This window comes from Microbacterium sp. AISO3, assembly GCF_002204305.1.
Classification (GTDB): Bacteria; Actinomycetota; Actinomycetes; order Actinomycetales; family Microbacteriaceae; genus Microbacterium; species Microbacterium arborescens.
This window is the reverse complement of sequence record NZ_NHRF01000015.1, coordinates 18538-35564: the sequence shown is the minus strand read 5'-3', so window position 1 is coordinate 35564 and position 17027 is coordinate 18538. Positions and strand designations below refer to the sequence as shown.

The following is a 17027-nucleotide window of genomic DNA, read 5'->3' as shown; positions in this document are numbered from 1 at the left end:
GCCGCCGGAGTGCTCGATGAGCCTGCCGAGCATCGCACCGAGGGCGACGAGGAGCGCGACGCCGGCGAGTGTTCCGCCGAAGCCGTCGGTCAGGGTCTTCGCGATCGCTGAGACCGGCACCTGCGCGTCGATCGCGGTCAGGACGGCGGCGGCGTCGGCGACGGGAAAGGTCGTCACCAGGCGGATGCCGTCCTCGGTGACGCGCGCGTACACGAGCGCCGCGCGACCTGCGGATGCGGACAGGGCGGTGACATACTCGCCGCCGGCCTCGGTACGCGAAGCTGCGGGGGAGTGGAGCAGTCCGGTCGCCGCACCCGTGACCCGTTCGAGCAGCGTCGGCCCGTCGCTCCAGGGCGCGAAGGCGTCGTCGGCGAGCCCGAAGGCGCGGGCGAGCTCGGGGCCGAGCCAGCGCTCGCGCTTCAGGCCGTACGGGGTCGGAGTGAGCGACAGCAGGTAGCCGTACACGTGGAGCACGCCGGCGTTCCCGACCGGCCAGGCGCTCGGCTCGCCGGCGAGATCGTGCAGCCGGTCGAAGACCGCGCGGTCGAGCACGGGATTGCCGACGTTCTCGTCGATGATGGTCGACCGCGACCAGCGCGCGAAGCGACCGGATGCCGCATCCTCGGCGATCGATCGCGAGAGCCACGGGATCGCGTCGAACGCCTGCCTCGCATCGCCGGACGCAGAGGTCGCGGCCGCCGCATCGAGTCGTCGGATCTCGTTCATCCGCAGTTCATCGACTGTGGGATTTATGTCCACGTGTGCACCTAACGATGGACGAAGCGTCCACTCAGAAAGTCCGATCCGTGCCGAACCCTGCTCTCATCATCTTCGATTTCGACGGAACCGTCGCCCTCGGCGACGGGCCGGTGCTCGCTTACGCGCGTGCCGCCGCCACTGCCTCCGCCGCGCCGGATCGGTTCCTCGCCCGGGTCGACGATGGGCTGCGCGGCCGACCCACCGGACGCGGAGCGCCGCTCGACGCGTACGACGTCATCCGCCTCGTGGCCGAGGACGCGGGGGTCGGTGCCGAGGCGCTGTCGCGTGCCTACCTCGACAGCCGGGCGCTGCTGGGGACCGATCTCGCCCCCGTCGAGGCGCCGGTCGGGCTCGCAGCGGCGGCCACGCGGCTGCCGGCCGAGTGCGTACTCGTCACCAACGCCCCGGCGATCCGCGTGACCGAGACGCTCGACGCGCTGGGGCTCGGCGACGCCTTCGCGCGCATCGTCACCGACGCGGGCAAGCCCGCCGGGCTCGAACGGCTGCTCGACGCGCCCGAGGCCCGCGACCGCCGGGTGCTCGCGGTCGGCGACATCTGGCGGAACGACCTCGAGCCCGCGCACCGGCGCGGACACGACACCGCGCTCGTCGGCCCGTGGACGGATGCCGCGGCATCCCCGACCTTCTACGCCGACACGCTCACCGAACTGCTGCCGCGCATCGAGGCGTGGGCGGCGGCATCCACCCCCTGACCCCGAACATCCACCCCTCACCCGAAGGACACCACTCATGCGCACCACCCGTCTCCTCGCCGCCGCGGCCGTCAGCGCGGTCGCCGCGATCGCCCTCGCCGGCTGCGCGGGCTCGCCCGCCGCGGGCGACACACCCGAGGCCGCCGCCGACCCGACGTCGCTCGTGCTCGCCCTCGTCCCTTCGCAGGACCAGAACGGGCTCGTCGAGACCGCGGCTCCGCTCACCGACTACTTGAGCGACGAGCTCGGCATCGAGGTCACCGGTGTGGTCTCGAAGGACTACCAGGCCGCGGTCGAGGCGATGGGCGCCGGTCAGGCGCAGATCGGGTTCCTCCCGTCGCTGCAGCTGTGGCAGGCCAACGACATGTACGGCGCCGACGTCGTGCTGCAGACCGAGCGCAACGGCAACATCAGCTATCCCGCGCAGTTCATGACGAACAACCCCGACAAGTACTGCGACGACGCTCCCGTCGAGCGCGACGGGATGCTCTTCTGCAACGGTGCCGACGCGATGACGGGCCCCGCGGGCCTCGACTCGATCACCAAGGTGAAGGGTGCGAAGGTAGCCGTGCTCGGACCCGGGTCGCCCGCCGGCTACATCTACCCGATCCTCGCTCTGCAGGAGGCCGGGCTCGACACCGACAGCGACATCGATCAGCTGCCCGTGACCGCGAACGACGCGTCCGTGCTCGCCGTCTACAACGGCGACGCCGAGGTCGGGTTCAGCTTCTGGGACGCGCGCACGATCCTGAAGAAGGACACCCCGGATGTCGGGCAGAAGGTCGTCGTGTTCGCGATGACCGAGGAGATCCCCAACGATGGTGTCGCGCTGAGCGCGGACCTCTCGCCCGAGCTGCGCGGGCGCATCGCCACCGCGCTCGAGGACTTCTCGAACACCCCGGAGGGCTCGGAGGTGCTCCAGAGCATTTACTCGATCACCAAGCTCGCGCCCGCCGACGCGTCGTCGCTCGACGTCGTCGCTCGCGCCGCGCAGGCGCTCGGCCTGCAGTGACCGACACCACTGCACGCGATGCCGGGGCCTCGGCCCCGGCATCGCCGTCGGGCATCCGGCTGCACGACGTGACGGTTCGATACCCGAACGGCACCCTCGGCCTGCGCGGGGTCTCCCTCGAGATCGGTGCGGGCGAGATGGTCGCCGTCGTCGGCCTCTCGGGGTCGGGGAAGTCGACGCTCATCCGCACGATCAACGGCCTCGTCCCCGTGACCTCGGGCGCGCTGGAAGTCGGCGGTGTGCGCGTCGACACGGCCCGCGGGCGCGAGCTGCGCCGGCTGCGGGGCGACATCGGGATGGTGTTCCAGGGCTTCAACCTCGCCGGTCGCACGAGCGTCCTCAACAACGTCCTCGTCGGCCGCCTCGCCCATACCCCGGTGTGGCGCACCCTGCTGGGCGCCTACCGGTCGGAAGACCGTCGCCTCGCGTTCGAGGCGCTCGATCGCGTCGGGATGCTGCCGCGGGTCTGGGATCGCGCCGCCGCTCTCTCGGGCGGTCAGCAGCAGCGCGTCGCGATCGCCCGCGCCCTCGCCCAGCAGCCGCGCATCGTCCTGGCCGATGAGCCGGTCGCGAGCCTCGACCCGCCCACCGCGCACGGAGTGATGAAAGACCTCCAGCGCATCAACACCGAGCTCGGCATCACGGTGCTGGTGAACCTGCACCTGCTCGACCTGGCGCGCACCTATGGCGTGCGGCTGATCGGGATGCGGGCAGGCGAGGTCGTCTACGACGGCTCGGCAGCGGATGCATCCGACGCGGACTTCGCCGGCATCTACGGGCGATCGCTGACGGCCGAAGACCGGCTCGACGCATGAGCGCGTCCGCACTCGTCATCCCGCCGCGGCCCCGCGGGCGGGCGGTGCCCTGGCTGATCGCGGGGATCGTCGCCGCGATCACCGTGGTCACCTGCCTCCCGGGAATCGGCGTCGGCCTCGACCTGTCGGGCATCGCGCGCAACTGGCAGCACGGAGCCGACAAGGTGCTCGGGTTGCTGCAGCCGGACTGGTCGTTCTTCCCGCGCACCATCGGTCCGTTGCTGGAGACGCTCCAGATGGCGGTGACCGGCACCGCGGTGGGGGCCGCGCTGTCGCTGCCGCTGAGTCTGTGGGCGGCTCGGCCGACCAACCCGAATCCGGTACTGCGCGGTGCGGTCCGCGCGATGCTCAACATCGTCCGGAGCGTTCCCGACCTGCTCTCGGCGGCGATCCTGGTGGCGATGGTCGGGGTGGGCGCGCTGCCCGGCATCCTCGCGCTCGTGCTCTTCAACGTCGGCATCATCGTCAAGCTCGTCTCCGAGCAGATCGACGCGATGGACACGGGCCCCCTCGAAGCGGGCCGCGCCGCGGGCGGGACGCAGCTTCAGATCAACCACGCCCTCGCCCTGCCCGACACCTGGCCCGCGTTCGCGGCGCAGACGCTGTACGTCCTCGAGCTCAACGTCCGCGCCTCGACCGTCCTGGGGCTCGTCGGCGCCGGCGGCATGGGTCTCATCATCGACGCCGTGCGCACCTACTACCGATACGACCAGCTGTCGCTCATCATCCTGGAGATCCTCGTCGTCGTGCTCGTCATCGACGCAGCCAGCTCCGCTCTCCGCCGGAGGCTCGCATGACCGCTCCCGTCCTCACCGGGCCGCCCCGGGCATCGGAAGGCGCCGTGCCGGCACGCCCGCGTCGGCTCGTGCGCAATCTCATCGCCGCCGCCGTGACGGTCGTCGTCATCCTGGCGTTCTGGTCGGTCGACATCACCTGGTCGCGGCTGGCCGACCTGCCCGCCGAGCTCGTGCGGTACGGCTGGCTCATGTTCTCGTCGCCGACGTGGGAGAAGCTGCCCGACGCCCTGTGGCAGACGTGGCAGAGCGTCCAGATGGCGTGGGTCGGGACCGTGCTCGGCGTCATCGTGGCCACACCGCTCAGTCTGGTGGCGGCCCGGGGCTTCGGTCCGGCGTGGCTGCGCTCGATCCTGCGGTTCGTGTTCTCGACGATCCGCGCCGTTCCCGAGATCATCTTCGCGATCATCATCCTCTCGATGACCGGGCTCACGCCGCTCACGGGGGCGCTCGCCCTCGCCGTGAACGGCATCGGCACCCTCGGCAAGTGGGGGTACGAAGCCGTCGAAGCCGTCCCCGCCGGACCCATCGAAGCGGCGCGAGCGGCCGGCGGCAGCCCGGCGCAGGTGCTGCGATGGGGCGTGTGGCCGCAGGCGACCCCGGTGTTCCTGTCGTTCTGGCTCTACCGCTTCGAGATCAACGTGCGCTCGTCGGCCGTCCTCGGACTCATCGGCGTCGGCGGGATCGGCGACATGCTGACGACCTACACCCAGTACCGTGAGTGGTCGACGGTGGGGATGCTGCTGATCGTCGTGATCGTCGTCACGATGACGATCGACGGCATCTCGGGCCACATCCGCCGACGGATCATGGAGGGCGCACGTGTCCGGTAACGCTCCGCCGACCGTGCGCATCCAGGCGCTCCGCAACGGGCTGCAGCCGACCGAGCGCCGCGTCGCGGACGTGATCCTCGACGCGCCCGAGGTCGTCGTCGAACTCACCGCGCAGCAGCTGGCCGATCGAGCGGGGGTCGCCCGTTCGTCGGTCGTCCGCGCCTGTCAGACGTTCGGGTTCCGCGGCTATCCGCAGCTGCGGGTCGCGCTCGCCGCCGAGCTCGGAGCGGTCGCGCCGGCGGCATCCGACCACGGTGACGGGGCGCTCGGGCGCGTGCGCAGGTCGATCGATCGAGCCGCGGCGGCGCTGCCGGCGTCGACGAGTCTGCTCGACGCCGACGAGGTCGAGCGAGCGGTGACGGCTGTCGTCGGTGCCGGGAGGCTGCTGGTCGTCGCCAACGGACTCTCGTCGCCGGTCGCGAGCGATCTCGCGATGCGCCTGACCGCCGTGGGGCGGCCCGCCGAGGTGATCGCCGACGTCATCGCGCAGCAGATCTCCGCTCGGCAGCTCGGCAGTCGTGACGTCTGCATCGTCGTGAGCGGCTCGGGCGCGAACGAGGCGAGTCTGCGGGCCGCGGCGGCGGCCGCCAGCGGGGGAGCCGTCGTGATCGCGATCACCTCGTTCGCGGCATCCCCGCTCGTCGAGCGCGCCACGCACGCCCTCGTCATCGCGCCTGCCGGGACGAGCTTCCGCGACGAGCTCGAGCACACGTCGCGCGCCGCACACGCGCTGTTCGTCGAGGCGCTCGCCGACGAGGTGGCCGCGCGGCTGCCCGGCGGGGCGAGCGCCGTGCGCGCGCAGGTGCTCGAGGTCCTCTCCGATAACCTCGGCGCCTGACCCCCTCGCCCCCTTCTCCCCGTCGACTCGCCAGAAACGGTGGATGCGGCGGGGCCCGGATCCGCATTCCGTGGCGAGTCGACGGGAAGAGGCGGGGGTCAGGGGGAGAGGCGGAGAGCCGTCCAGACGGCGGCACGATCGGCGAAGGTCGACAGGTCGCGGCCGAGCAGGCGCTGGGCCAGGGCGATGCGCGTACGGACGGTGTGCCGGTGCACTCCGAGGGCCCGAGCAGTCGCCTCATGCGCGCCGTCGTGATCGAGCCAGGCGACGAGCGTCGCCTCGAGCGCCGTGCCGTGACGGGCGTCATGGGTGCGCAGGGGTGCGAGCTCGGCTCCGGCCCGGGCGCGAGAGGGCGCCGTCGCGAGATCGTCGAGCAGATCGCCCGGGGCATCGACGACATCGGTGACGGCACCCGGACGCCCGCGGTCGCGCGCGAGCCGGGCACGGTCGCGGGCCGCCGTCACGTCGTCGTCGGTCGCGGCGGCGGCGGTTCCGAGCCGCCACGACAGCCGCGCGGCGATGTCGTCGAGCACCTGCCGTTCGCCCGCCCCGACGATCAGGAGCACTCCGTCCTCGTCGCGACCGTAGAACAGCCGTCCCCCCGCGGCGTGATTGTCGAGCACCTCGCGGGCGCCGGTCGGGGCGTGAGCATCGGCCACGGCGACGACGTATGGCGCGGCGGGGAAGCCGCCCCAGGCATCGGTCGCCACCTTCCGCGCGAGGGTGAGATGCCCGTCGACGAGCAGGTCGACGAGCGCCGCCCGCAGTCCGCTCCACGCTCCCGCGGTCATCCGACGCTGCTCGAGAGCGAGGCCCGTCATCGCGACGACGGCGGTGACGACAGCCCGGGCATCCTGGTCGAGCTCGATGCCGACGGTGACGAGGACGCCCCGCTGACCCGCCGAGCCGAGGGTCTGCAGCGTCACGGTGTGCCCCGCCAGCCGCATCGCCGCACCTGTCCCGCCGCCCCTGCGCAGGAGGGCCGCCGCCTCGGCGTCGACGGCCCGGCGCAGGTCGTCGTCGACCGACGACCCGGCGGTCGAGTGCTCGTGCGTCAGCGCGCCCGAGGCGTCGTAGAGGCCGACCCACGCCCCGAGCTGGCGCGCGAGCTCGGCGAGCGTCGCGTCGAAGCCGTCGGGGCGCAGAGCGGCGATCGCGAGGGCGCGCTGCGCGTCGAGCGCCCAGCTGCGCCGGGCGTACGCCTGTGCCGCGATGGCCTCGGCCGCCGCTCGGGCGACGGCGATGAACGGCGTGCGGTACGGCACCTCGAACAGCGGCATTCCCGCCGTCGTGCACGCGGTTCGGAGCGCATCGGGGATGCCATCGCGGACCACCTCCGTGCCGAAGCCGAGCCCCCGGACACCGCGCGCCCGCAGGCGGCCGACATAGGCCTCCGCCTCTGCGTCCGCGTCGTCGTCTCCGGCGAACTGGGTGCCCGTCGTGAGCAGGATCACGTCTTCCGAGAGGAAGGGCGTCGGGTCGGCGAGATCCGAGCTGTGCACCCAGCGCACGGGCGCGTCGAGGTTGGCGTCGTCGGCCGGCGTCGCGAGGCGCAGATCGAGCTCGCGCCGGGCCAGCAGAGCGCGGATCGTCGGCGACGGGGGAGCGGCGGCGGGCATCGGCATCCTGTACATGCTGGCGATAAGAGGTGGCATCACTGTACAACCCGGTGAATGCGGGTTGCGCGACGCGCGTCCTACTGTCGCGGAATGAGCACCACGACCTCGACGCCGACCATCCCCCTCGGCGGCCCGACCCTCCCGCAGGAGCGCCGCGTCGTCACCGCGATCCCCGGACCTCGCTCCGAGGAACTGCTGGCCCGCAAGGCAGCCGCCGTCCCGGCCGGTGTCGGCCACACCGCGCCGATCCATGCCGTCGCCGCGGGCGGCGGAGTCGTCGTCGACGCCGACGGGAACTCGCTCATCGACCTCGGCTCGGGCATCGCCGTGACCTCGGTGGGCAACGCGCATCCCGCCGTCGTCGCCGCTGTGCAGGCGCAGGTCGCGCAGTTCACCCACACCTGCTTCATGATCTCGCCGTACGAGTCGTACGTCGCCGTCGCCGAAGCCCTCAACCGGCTCACCCCGGGCGACCACGAGAAGAAGACCGCGCTGTTCAACTCGGGCGCCGAAGCGGTCGAGAACGCCGTGAAGATCGCACGCAAGGCGACCGGCCGCCAGGCGGTCGTCGCCTTCGACCACGGCTACCACGGTCGGACGAACCTCACCATGGCGCTCACCGCGAAGTCGATGCCCTACAAGAGCGGATTCGGGCCGTTCGCCCCCGAGGTCTACCGTGCGCCGCTGTCGTACCCGTTCCGCGACGGGCTGTCGGGCCCGGATGCCGCAGCCCGCGCGATCTCGCAGATCGAGAAGCAGATCGGAGCCGACAACCTCGCCGCCGTCATCATCGAGCCCATCCAGGGCGAGGGCGGGTTCATCGTCCCCGCCGACGGGTTCCTGCCGGCGGTCGCCGACTGGTGCCGCGAGAACGGCGTCGTGTTCATCGCCGACGAAGTCCAGACCGGCTTCGCTCGCACCGGTGCCATGTTCGCCAGCGAGCACTTCGGCATCGTCCCCGACCTGATCACGACCGCGAAGGGCATCGCCGCGGGCCTGCCGCTCGCCGCGGTCACCGGGCGCGCCGACCTCATGGACGCCTCGCACCCCGGTGGCCTCGGCGGCACGTACGGTGGCAACCCGGTCGCGTGCGCGGCGGCGCTCGCCGCGATCGACGCCTTCGAGAACGACGGCCTGATCGAGCGAGCTCAGCAGATCGGAGCGCGCCTGACGGCCCGGCTGAACGCGATGCGCGAGAGCGACCCCCGCATCGGGGATGTGCGCGGGCTCGGCGCGATGATCGCCGCGGAGTTCGTCGACCCCGCCACCGGCGCCCCCGACGCCGCGCTGACGTCGGCGATCGCGAAGGCGTGCATCGCGGAGGGCGTCATCGTCCTCACGTGCGGCACCTACGGCAACGTCATCCGGTTCCTTCCGCCGCTGTCGATCGGCGACGAGCTGCTCGACGACGGCCTCGACGTCATCGCTGCGGCGCTCGGGCGGGTCTGAGCGTGGCCCCGAGCTCCAGCGGCTGGAAGAACCCGGTCTCGCCCGAGACGTCCGCGGGGCTCGGGGCGGTGACGAAAGCGCGCTCGAACAAGCTGCGGTCGCGCCACGTCACGATGATCACGCTCGGCGGCATCATCGGCGCGAGCCTGTTCGTGGGGTCGGGCAACGTCATCCGCACGGTCGGGCCGGCCGCGGTCCTGTCCTACCTGCTGGGCGGTCTGCTGGTCTTCCTCGCGATGCGCATGCTCGGCGAGATGGCGGCGTCGCGTCCGGCGATCGGCTCGTTCATGGAGTACGCCCGCGTCGGACTCGGCGACTGGGCGGCCTATCTCGTCGGCTGGCTCTACTGGTACTTCTGGGTCGGCGTGCTCGCCTACGAGGCGGTGCTCGGCGGCGAGACGATGCACACCTGGTTCCCCGGCGTCCCCTCGTGGGGCTGGTCGCTGATCCTCCTGGCGGTCTTCGTCGGCACGAATGTCATCTCGGTCCGCACGTTCGGCGAGGTCGAGTTCTGGCTCGCCAGCATCAAGGTGCTCGCGATCGTGGTGTTCCTGGGCGCCGGCATCCTCTTCGCCCTCGGGCTGTGGCCGCAGGCGACCTTCGCCGTCCCCAACCTGTGGGAGCACGGCGGGTTCGCCCCCAACGGCATCGGCGTCGCCTTCACCGGGGTGGCCCTCGTGATCTTCTCCTACTTCGGCACCGAGATCGCCGTCATGGCGTCGGCCGAATCCGTCGATCCCGCCAAGGGCATCCGACAGGCGACGAGCACCATCATCTGGCGCATCCTGCTGTTCTTCGTCGGTTCGGTGCTCGTGATCGTCACCGTCGTGCCCTGGGACGAGCTGCCGGCACCGACGGATGTCGCGAACGCGCCGTTCACCGTCGCGCTGTCGCGCTTCGGCATCCCTGGTGCCGACGTCATCATGCAGCTCGTGATCTTCACGGCGGTCATCTCGGTGCTCAACTCGGGGCTGTACTCGGCCTCGCGGATGTTCTCGGCGCTCGCCGACAAGGGCTTCGCCCCGAAGATCGTCGCGCAGCGCTCGCGCAACGGTGTTCCGGTGATGGCGCTGCTGGCCTCGACGATCGGCGGGCTCATCGCGACGCTCGTGAACTTCCTCACGCCGGGGTCGGGCATCTTCGACTTCATCATGAACTCGGCCGGCCTCGTCGCGCTCTTCGTGTACGTCTTCATCGCCCTCACCCAGCTGCGTCTGCGTCAGCGGATGACGCCCGAGGAGGTGGCCGCGCTCAAGCTGAAGATGTGGCTGCACCCGTGGCTCAACATCTTCCTCATCGTCGCGATCGCCGCCGTCGTGGTGGTCATGCTCACGACCGAGTCGGGGCGTTCGCAGGTGTGGACGAGTCTCATCGCCACCGGTGTACTACTGGTGTTCTGGCCGCTCGTGCGCCGCAACCTGCGCGCCCGTCGGCTCGACCGGGAGAGTGTCGCCCCGGTCACGGGTTCTGCCAACGAAGGAGTCGGAAATGACTGAGATCACCCGCGACGTCGCGATCGTCGGAGCCGGCGCGGCCGGACTGACCGCCGCGAACGACCTGAGGAAGGCCGGGCTGTCGGTCGTCGTACTCGAGGCGCGCGACCGCGTCGGCGGACGTCTGTGGACCGATGAGATCGACGGCGCCATGCTCGAGCTCGGCGGCCAGTGGGTCTCGCCCGACCAGCACGCGCTGATCGACACGCTCGCCGACCTCGGACTCGAGACGTACACGCGGTACCGCGACGGCGACAGCGTGTACGTCGGTCCGGACGGGCAGGCGCGACGCTTCCGCGGCGAGATGTTCCCGGTGGCGCCGGAGACCGAACGGGTCATCGACGAGATCACCGCGCGGCTGGACGCGATGGTCGCCGAGATCGACCCCGACCGGCCGTGGGCGCACGAGAAGGCGGCCGAGTGGGACCGCATCTCGTGGGACGCCTGGCTGCGACAGCAGACCGACGACGACGAGGCGGTGCGCAACCTCGCGTTCGCCACGGGATCGGCGATGCTCACCAAGCCGACGCACACCTTCTCGCTGCTGCAGTCGCTGCTCATGGCGGCGTCGGCGGGGTCGTACTCGCACCTGGTCGACGCGGACTTCATCCTCGACAAGCGCGTCGTCGGAGGTCTGCAGCAGGTGCCGCTGCGCCTCGCGGAGCGACTGGGCGAGGACGTCCTGCTCGCTCAGCCGGTGCGCTCGATCGAGTACTCCGACGCGGGCGCGGTCGTCCGCACCGACGAGGTCACGGTGCGGGCGCGTCACGTCGTGCTCGCCCTGGCACCGGTGCTCTACAACCGCATCTCGTTCTCGCCGCCGCTGCCGCGTCTGAAGCACCAGATGCACCAGCACTTCTCGATGGGCTTCGTCATCAAGGTGCACGCCGTCTACGACCGGCCGTTCTGGCGCGAGCAGGGGCTGTCGGGCACCGCTTTCAGCCCGTACGAGCTGTCGCACGAGGCGTACGACAACACCAACCACGGCGACGAGCGGGGCACGCTCGTCGGGTTCGTCTCCGACCAGAACGCCGACGACCTCTTCCGCCTGTCGGCGGATGAGCGGCGCGAGCGCATCCTCGAGTCGCTGTCGCACTACTACGGACCCGAGGCGAAGAACCCAATCGTCTACTACGAGAGCGACTGGGGCAGCGAGGAGTGGACGCGAGGCGCGTACGCCGCGAGCTTCGACCTGGGCGGCCTGACCCGTTACGGCGCTGAGCAGCTCGAGCTCGTCGCGCCCCTGCACGTCGCGTGCAGCGACCTCGCCGGACTCGGCTACCAGCACGTCGACGGGGCGATCCGCATGGGCCACCGCGTCGCCGACGAGATCCTCGAAGCGGACCGCGCATGAGTCGGTCGGCGTCCGCCGGCCGCATCGTCGTCGGATACACCGCGACCAAGGCGGGGCGGGATGCCGTGGCCTTCGCGAGTCGCCTCGGGGCGGCATCCGGGGCCGCGCTCCACCTCGTGCTCGTGCTCCCCGCTCAGAAGCCGGGCATCGTGCCGCCGGATGCCGGCTATGAGCGGCTGCTGCGCGAGCAGGCCGCCGGCTGGCTGCGGGAGGGCGCCGCGGAGGTTCCCGAGGGTGTGTCGCACCGCGCCCACGTCCGCTACGGCGAGTCGGTCGCGGCGGGGCTCATCGACACCGCCGACGAGCTGGGGGCCTCGCTCATCGTCGTCGGGGCGGCCGACGGCGGCAACCGGGGCCGGCACCGGCTCGGCACGACGACGACCGAGCTCGTGCACTCGTCCGACGTGCCGGTCGCCCTGGTTCCGCGCGGCGCGCGGCGGGTTCCGGTCGAGACCGGCATCACGCGGCTGACCGCCGCCGTGGGCGAGCGCGAGGGCACGGAACTCCTCGTCGAGGCGACCATCCGGCTCGCCGCGGCGACCGCGGCGCCGGTGCGGCTGCTCTCGCTCGTCGCCCTCGACCTGCCCGCGGGCCTCGACACCGGCGCCATCCGCACGGTCGGTCAGAACCACGCGCAGGAGGTGCTCGACGAGGTCCGTTCGGCGCTTCCGTCCGACGCCGAGGTGACCGCCGTGGTCGCGGCCGGCGACGGCATCGAGGACGCCGTGTCGCACCTCGAGTGGGAAGCCGGTGAGGTCGTCATCGTCGGCTCCAGCCGTCTCGCTCAGCCGCGACGGCTCTTCCTCGGCTCCACGGCGGCGCGGATGCTGCGCGTCGTGACCGCCCCCATGATCGTGGTGCCCCGCACCCGCAGCGACCGCGAAGGAGCGAGCGCATGACCCGAGCAGAACAGGCGGGGGTGCCCGCGGGCGACCCCGTCACCGGCGGCATCTCCCGGAAGGGGCTGAGCGCCGGGACCGTCGGCCTCATCGGAGCGGTCGTCATCGGCATCTCCTGCATCGCCCCGGCCTACACCTTCACCGCGGCGGTCGGGCCGACGGCATCCGTCGTGGGCACCCAGGTGCCGGCGATCGTGCTCGTCGGCTTCATCCCGATGCTGCTCGTCGCGTTCGGGTATCGCGAGCTCAACAACCGCATGCCCGACTCCGGCACCAGCTTCACATGGGCGACGCGCGCCTTCGGCCCGTGGATCGGGTGGATGGCCGGTTGGGGGCTGGTCGCTGCGACCATCCTCGTGCTCTCGAACCTCGCGGGTGTCGCCGTCGACTTCCTCTTCCTGTTGATCGCCCAGCTCACCGGGCAGGAGTCGATCGCCAGCCTCGCCTCGGTGGTCTGGATCAACGTCCTCGTCTGCGTCCTGTTCGTCGCCGCGGCGACCTTCATCTCTTACCGCGACATGCAGACGACTCAGAAGCTGCAGTACGGGCTCGTCGCCTTCCAAGTGGTCGTCCTCGTACTGTTCGCCATCGCGGCGATCGTCGAGGCGGTCTCGGGCAACGCCTTCGACGCCACGGCGTTCGACTGGTCGTGGTTCAACCCGTTCGCCGTGCCGACGTTCAGCGCCTTCGCCGCCGGGCTGTCGCTGTCGATCTTCATCTTCTGGGGCTGGGACGTCACCCTGACGATGAACGAGGAGACCAAGGACCCCGAGCGCACACCGGGCCGCGCCGCGACCATCACGGTCGTCATGATCGTCGCGCTCTACCTGCTGCTCGCGATCGCGATGATCATGTTCGCCGGCGTCGGCACGGGCGAGCTCGGACTCGGCAACGAAGACATCCAGGAGAACGTCTTCTTCCATCTCTCGGGACCGATCCTCGGCCCGCTCGCGTTCCTCGTCTCGCTCGCCGTGCTCACCAGCTCGGCGTCGTCACTGCAGTCGACCTTCGTCGGGCCGGCGCGCACACTGCTCGCCATGGGCCACTACGGTGCCCTCCCCGAGAGTTTCGCGAAAGTGAGCCCGCGGTTCTTCACGCCCGGCTACGCCACGATCGTCTCGGCGATCGTCGCGTCGGGCTTCTACGTCGTCATGCGCATCGTCAGCGAGAACGTGCTGTGGGACACCATCCTCGCGCTCGGCATGATGATCTGCTTCTACTACGGCCTGACGGCGTTCGCCTGCGTCTGGTACTTCCGGCGCCAGTGGTTCGACTCGGTGCGGAACGTCTTCTTCACGTTCCTCTTCCCGCTCGTGGGCGGCGTCATCCTGGCGGTGCTGTTCGTGACGACGCTCATCGACACGATGGATCCCGCGTACGGCAGCGGGTCGCAGATCGGCGGCATCGGCCTGGTGTTCATCCTCGGCGTGGGAGTCATCCTCGTCGGCGTCGTCGTGATGGTGTGGCAGGCCGTGAAGCGCCCCGCGTTCTTCCGGGGCGAGACTTTGACCAAGGATGCGCCGGCGAGCCGGCGCGCGAGAGGAGTGGCGCGATGACGCACGAGAACGAGACACGACTGCTGGCGGGAATCGAACGCGGCCTCTTCATCGGTGGCGAGTGGGTGGATGCCGAGGGCGGCGCGACCTTCCCGGTCACCGACCCCTCGACCGGTCGCACGCTCATCGAGATCGCCGACGCCTCGCCGGCAGACGGCATCCGCGCCCTCGACGCCGCTGTCGCCGCGCAGGAGGAGTGGGCCGCCACCGCGCCCCGAGTGCGCAGCGACATCCTGCGCCGGGCGTTCGACCTCGTGCAGGAGCGCAAGGAGGACCTGGCGCTGCTGATGACGCTCGAGATGGGCAAGCCGCTCGCCGAGGCGCGCGGCGAGGTCGTCTACGGCGGTGAGTTCCTGCGGTGGTTCAGCGAAGAGGCCGTGCGCATCTCGGGCCGATACGGCCTCAACCCCGAGGGCACCGGCCGCATGGTCGTCTCGCAGCGTCCCGTCGGCCCCTCGTTCTTCATCACGCCGTGGAACTTCCCGCTCGCGATGGCGACGCGCAAGATCGCCCCGGCGCTGGCGGCCGGGTGCACCGTCGTGGTCAAGCCCGCGGCGCTCACCCCGCTCACCACGACGCTGTTCGTCCAGATCCTGCAGGAGGCGGGCCTCCCGGCGGGCGTCGTGAACGTCGTCAACGCGACGCGCTCGAGCGAGGTCGCCGCGCCCATCATCGCCGACCCCCGGCTGCGGAAGCTCTCGTTCACCGGCTCGACCCCGGTCGGGCGCAAGCTCATCGAGCAGGCGGCGGAGGGCGTGCTGCGGGTCTCGATGGAGCTCGGCGGCAACGCGCCGTTCGTCGTGTTCGACGATGCGGACCTCGACAAGGCGGTGGAGGGCGCGATGCTCGCGAAGTTCCGAAACATCGGGCAGGCCTGCACCGCGGCCAACCGCTTCATCGTGCACGAGTCGATCGCCGACGAGTTCGCCGACCGGCTCACCGAGCGCGTCTCGGCGATGAAGATCGGTCGCGGAACCGAGGACGGTGTGCAGATCGGGCCGCTCATCGACGAGAAGGCGGTCGCGAAGACCGGCGCACTCGTCGAGGACGCCGTCGCACGGGGTGCCACGGTGCGCACGGGCGGTTCCGCGATCGACGGGGAGGGGACGTTCTTCGAGCCCACGGTCGTGACCGAGGTCGCCGCGGGCAGCGACATCCTGCGCGAGGAGATCTTCGGACCCGTCCTGGCGATCGCGACCTTCGCGGATGAGGACGAGGCCGTTCGCCTGGCCAACGACACCGAGTACGGACTGGTCTCGTACGTGTTCACGCAGGATCTCGCGCGCGGCCACCGGATGATCGATCGCCTCGAGACCGGCATGATGGGCCTGAACGTCGGGGTCGTCTCGAACGCGGCGGCCCCGTTCGGCGGTGTGAAGCAGTCGGGAATCGGGCGCGAGGGCGGACTCGAGGGCATCCACGAGTACCTCTCGACGAAGTACACCCTGATCCCCGCCGACTGACGAGACGAAGGAGAACCGATGAGCACGTATGCCGTGACCAACCCCGCCACCGGCGAGACGCTGGCGACGTACGACCCCGCGACCGACGAGGACGTCGAGCGGGCCCTGGCCGCCGCGGACGAGGCGTACCGCACCTGGTCGCGCGTCGTCGCGCCGGCCGAGCGGGCCGACCGGCTTCGCCGCGTGGCCGAGCTGCACCGTGAGCGCCGAGACGAGCTGGCCGCGATCATCGTGCGCGAGATGGGCAAGCCGCTCGCCGCGGCCGAGGGCGAGGTCGATTTCGCCGCCGACATCACCGCGTACTACGCCGACCACATCGACGAGATCACCGGCGACACCCCGATCCCGATCGAGGGGGAGGGTGCCGCGGTCATCCGTCGTAGCCCGCTCGGCGTGCTGCTCGGGATCATGCCGTGGAATTTCCCGTACTACCAGGTGGCCCGCTTCGCGGCGCCGAACATCGCGGTCGGGAACACCATCCTGCTCAAGCACGCGCCCCAGTGCCCCGAGTCCGCCGCCGCGATCGACGCGATCTATCGCGACGCGGGGTTTCCGGCGGGGGTCTACACGAACCTGTACCTGAGTAATGAGCAGGCCGCCGATGTGATCGCCGACCGCCGCGTGCAGGGCGTCTCGGTGACCGGGTCGGAGCGCGCGGGATCGGCGGTCGCCGAGATCGCCGGTCGCAACCTGAAGAAGGTCGCGCTCGAGCTCGGTGGGTCAGACCCCTTCATCCTGCTCTCGACCGACGATCTGGATGCGGCGGTGTCGGCGGCCGCCGAGGCGCGTCTGGACAACGTGGGACAGTCGTGCAACGGTGCGAAGCGGTTCATCGTGGTCGACGGGCTCTACGACGCCTTCGTCGAGAGGTTCGCGGCGGCGCTGGCCGACGCGAAGGTCGGCGACCCGTTCGCCGACGACACGGTGCTCGGGCCGCTGTCGTCGCTCACGGCGGCGGAGCGGCTGGCGGAGCAGGTCGACCGAGCCGTGGCGCAGGGGGCGACCCTCGTGACCGGAGGACGCCGCGACGGCGCCTTCTACCCGGGCACGGTGCTCACCGACGTGACGCCGGAGATGGATGCCTACCGCGAGGAGTTCTTCGGTCCCGTCGGCGTCGTCTACCGGGTGGCGGATGAGGCCGAGGCGATCGAGCTCGCCAACGACACCCCGTTCGGGCTCGGTTCCTACGTGTTCACGACGGATGCCGAGCAGGCTGAGCGTGTGGCCGATGCGATCGACGCGGGCATGGTCTACATCAACCTCGTGCTCGCGGACGAGGCCGGGCTGCCGTTCGGCGGGGTCAAGCGCAGCGGCACGTCTCGCGAGCTCGGGCTCCTCGCCGCCGACGAGTTCGTGAACAAGAAGCTGATCCGCACGGGCGCCTGACCCGTCGCGGAGCCCGCGATAACCACGAAGGGCGCGCCGAGTGG

Annotated in this window: 15 protein-coding genes; 13 read left to right on the top strand and 2 right to left on the bottom strand. The window is 71.0% G+C overall.

Features of this window, described 5'->3' with window-relative positions; all coding sequences use genetic code 11:
• Positions 1–726, bottom strand: a 726-nt coding sequence (locus CBF90_RS15550) for a hypothetical protein (protein ID WP_141097188.1), incomplete at its 3' end; no start/stop codon positions are given.
• A gap of 80 nt (positions 727–806) precedes the next feature.
• On the opposite strand from CBF90_RS15550, the gene CBF90_RS15545 reads away from it, so the two are divergent.
• Genes CBF90_RS15545 through CBF90_RS15520 form a run of 6 tightly spaced genes read left to right on the top strand, consistent with a single transcriptional unit; the run spans position 807 to position 5764 of the window.
• A complete protein-coding gene (locus tag CBF90_RS15545) occupies positions 807–1472 on the top strand; it encodes an HAD family hydrolase (protein WP_088381033.1) in 666 nt (221 codons plus the stop codon).
• Between the two features lie 37 nt (positions 1473–1509).
• A complete protein-coding gene (locus tag CBF90_RS15540) occupies positions 1510–2484 on the top strand; it encodes a phosphate/phosphite/phosphonate ABC transporter substrate-binding protein (protein ID WP_088381032.1) in 975 nt (324 codons plus the stop codon).
• On the top strand, positions 2481–3299 hold the full coding sequence (gene phnC / locus CBF90_RS15535; protein ID WP_088381031.1) for a phosphonate ABC transporter ATP-binding protein: 819 nt from the start codon (positions 2481–2483) through the stop codon (positions 3297–3299). The genes CBF90_RS15540 and phnC overlap by 4 nt, the downstream gene beginning before the upstream one ends.
• The gene (phnE, locus tag CBF90_RS15530; protein ID WP_088381030.1) at positions 3296–4096 is read left to right on the top strand and encodes a phosphonate ABC transporter, permease protein PhnE; all 801 of its coding nucleotides are present in this window, start codon (positions 3296–3298) and stop codon (positions 4094–4096) included. Before phnC ends, phnE (CBF90_RS15530) begins: the two co-directional genes overlap by 4 nt.
• Positions 4093–4926, top strand: coding sequence for a phosphonate ABC transporter, permease protein PhnE (phnE, locus tag CBF90_RS15525; protein WP_088381029.1), 834 nt, complete (start codon positions 4093–4095; stop codon positions 4924–4926). The genes phnE (CBF90_RS15530) and phnE (CBF90_RS15525) overlap by 4 nt, the downstream gene beginning before the upstream one ends.
• Positions 4916–5764 (top strand): MurR/RpiR family transcriptional regulator, encoded by an 849-nt coding sequence (locus CBF90_RS15520; protein WP_023952072.1) that lies wholly within the window; start codon positions 4916–4918, stop codon positions 5762–5764. The genes phnE (CBF90_RS15525) and CBF90_RS15520 overlap by 11 nt, the downstream gene beginning before the upstream one ends.
• 98 nt (positions 5765–5862) lie before the next feature.
• On the opposite strand, the gene CBF90_RS15515 is transcribed toward CBF90_RS15520, so the two are convergent.
• Positions 5863–7389, bottom strand: a complete 1527-nt coding sequence (locus CBF90_RS15515; protein ID WP_081731737.1) for a PucR family transcriptional regulator — start codon at positions 7387–7389, stop codon at positions 5863–5865.
• Between the two features lie 84 nt (positions 7390–7473).
• Here CBF90_RS15515 and gabT point away from each other — a divergent pair, with 84 nt between their 5' ends.
• The 7 genes from gabT to CBF90_RS15480 are packed head-to-tail and all read left to right on the top strand — an operon-like array spanning position 7474 to position 16983.
• Complete coding sequence (gene gabT, locus CBF90_RS15510) at positions 7474–8832, top strand: 4-aminobutyrate--2-oxoglutarate transaminase (RefSeq protein ID WP_023952070.1); 1359 nt, start codon at positions 7474–7476, stop codon at positions 8830–8832.
• 2 nt (positions 8833–8834) lie between these two features.
• On the top strand, positions 8835–10328 hold the full coding sequence (locus CBF90_RS15505) for an amino acid permease (RefSeq protein WP_088381028.1): 1494 nt from the start codon (positions 8835–8837) through the stop codon (positions 10326–10328).
• Complete coding sequence (locus CBF90_RS15500) at positions 10321–11679, top strand: NAD(P)/FAD-dependent oxidoreductase (RefSeq protein WP_088381027.1); 1359 nt, start codon at positions 10321–10323, stop codon at positions 11677–11679. The genes CBF90_RS15505 and CBF90_RS15500 overlap by 8 nt, the downstream gene beginning before the upstream one ends.
• Positions 11676–12578 (top strand): universal stress protein, encoded by a 903-nt coding sequence (locus CBF90_RS15495; protein WP_023952067.1) that lies wholly within the window; start codon positions 11676–11678, stop codon positions 12576–12578. Before CBF90_RS15500 ends, CBF90_RS15495 begins: the two co-directional genes overlap by 4 nt.
• Positions 12575–14134 (top strand): APC family permease, encoded by a 1560-nt coding sequence (locus CBF90_RS15490; protein WP_088381026.1) that lies wholly within the window; start codon positions 12575–12577, stop codon positions 14132–14134. The genes CBF90_RS15495 and CBF90_RS15490 overlap by 4 nt, the downstream gene beginning before the upstream one ends.
• Positions 14131–15597 carry an NAD-dependent succinate-semialdehyde dehydrogenase gene (locus tag CBF90_RS15485; protein ID WP_023952064.1) on the top strand — a complete coding sequence of 489 codons (1467 nt, stop codon included), beginning with the start codon at positions 14131–14133 and terminating at the stop codon, positions 15595–15597. Before CBF90_RS15490 ends, CBF90_RS15485 begins: the two co-directional genes overlap by 4 nt.
• 18 nt (positions 15598–15615) lie before the next feature.
• Entirely contained in the window at positions 15616–16983 is a 1368-nt protein-coding gene (locus CBF90_RS15480; RefSeq protein WP_088381025.1) for an NAD-dependent succinate-semialdehyde dehydrogenase, read from the top strand.
• Positions 16984–17027: the final 44 nt, after the last annotated feature.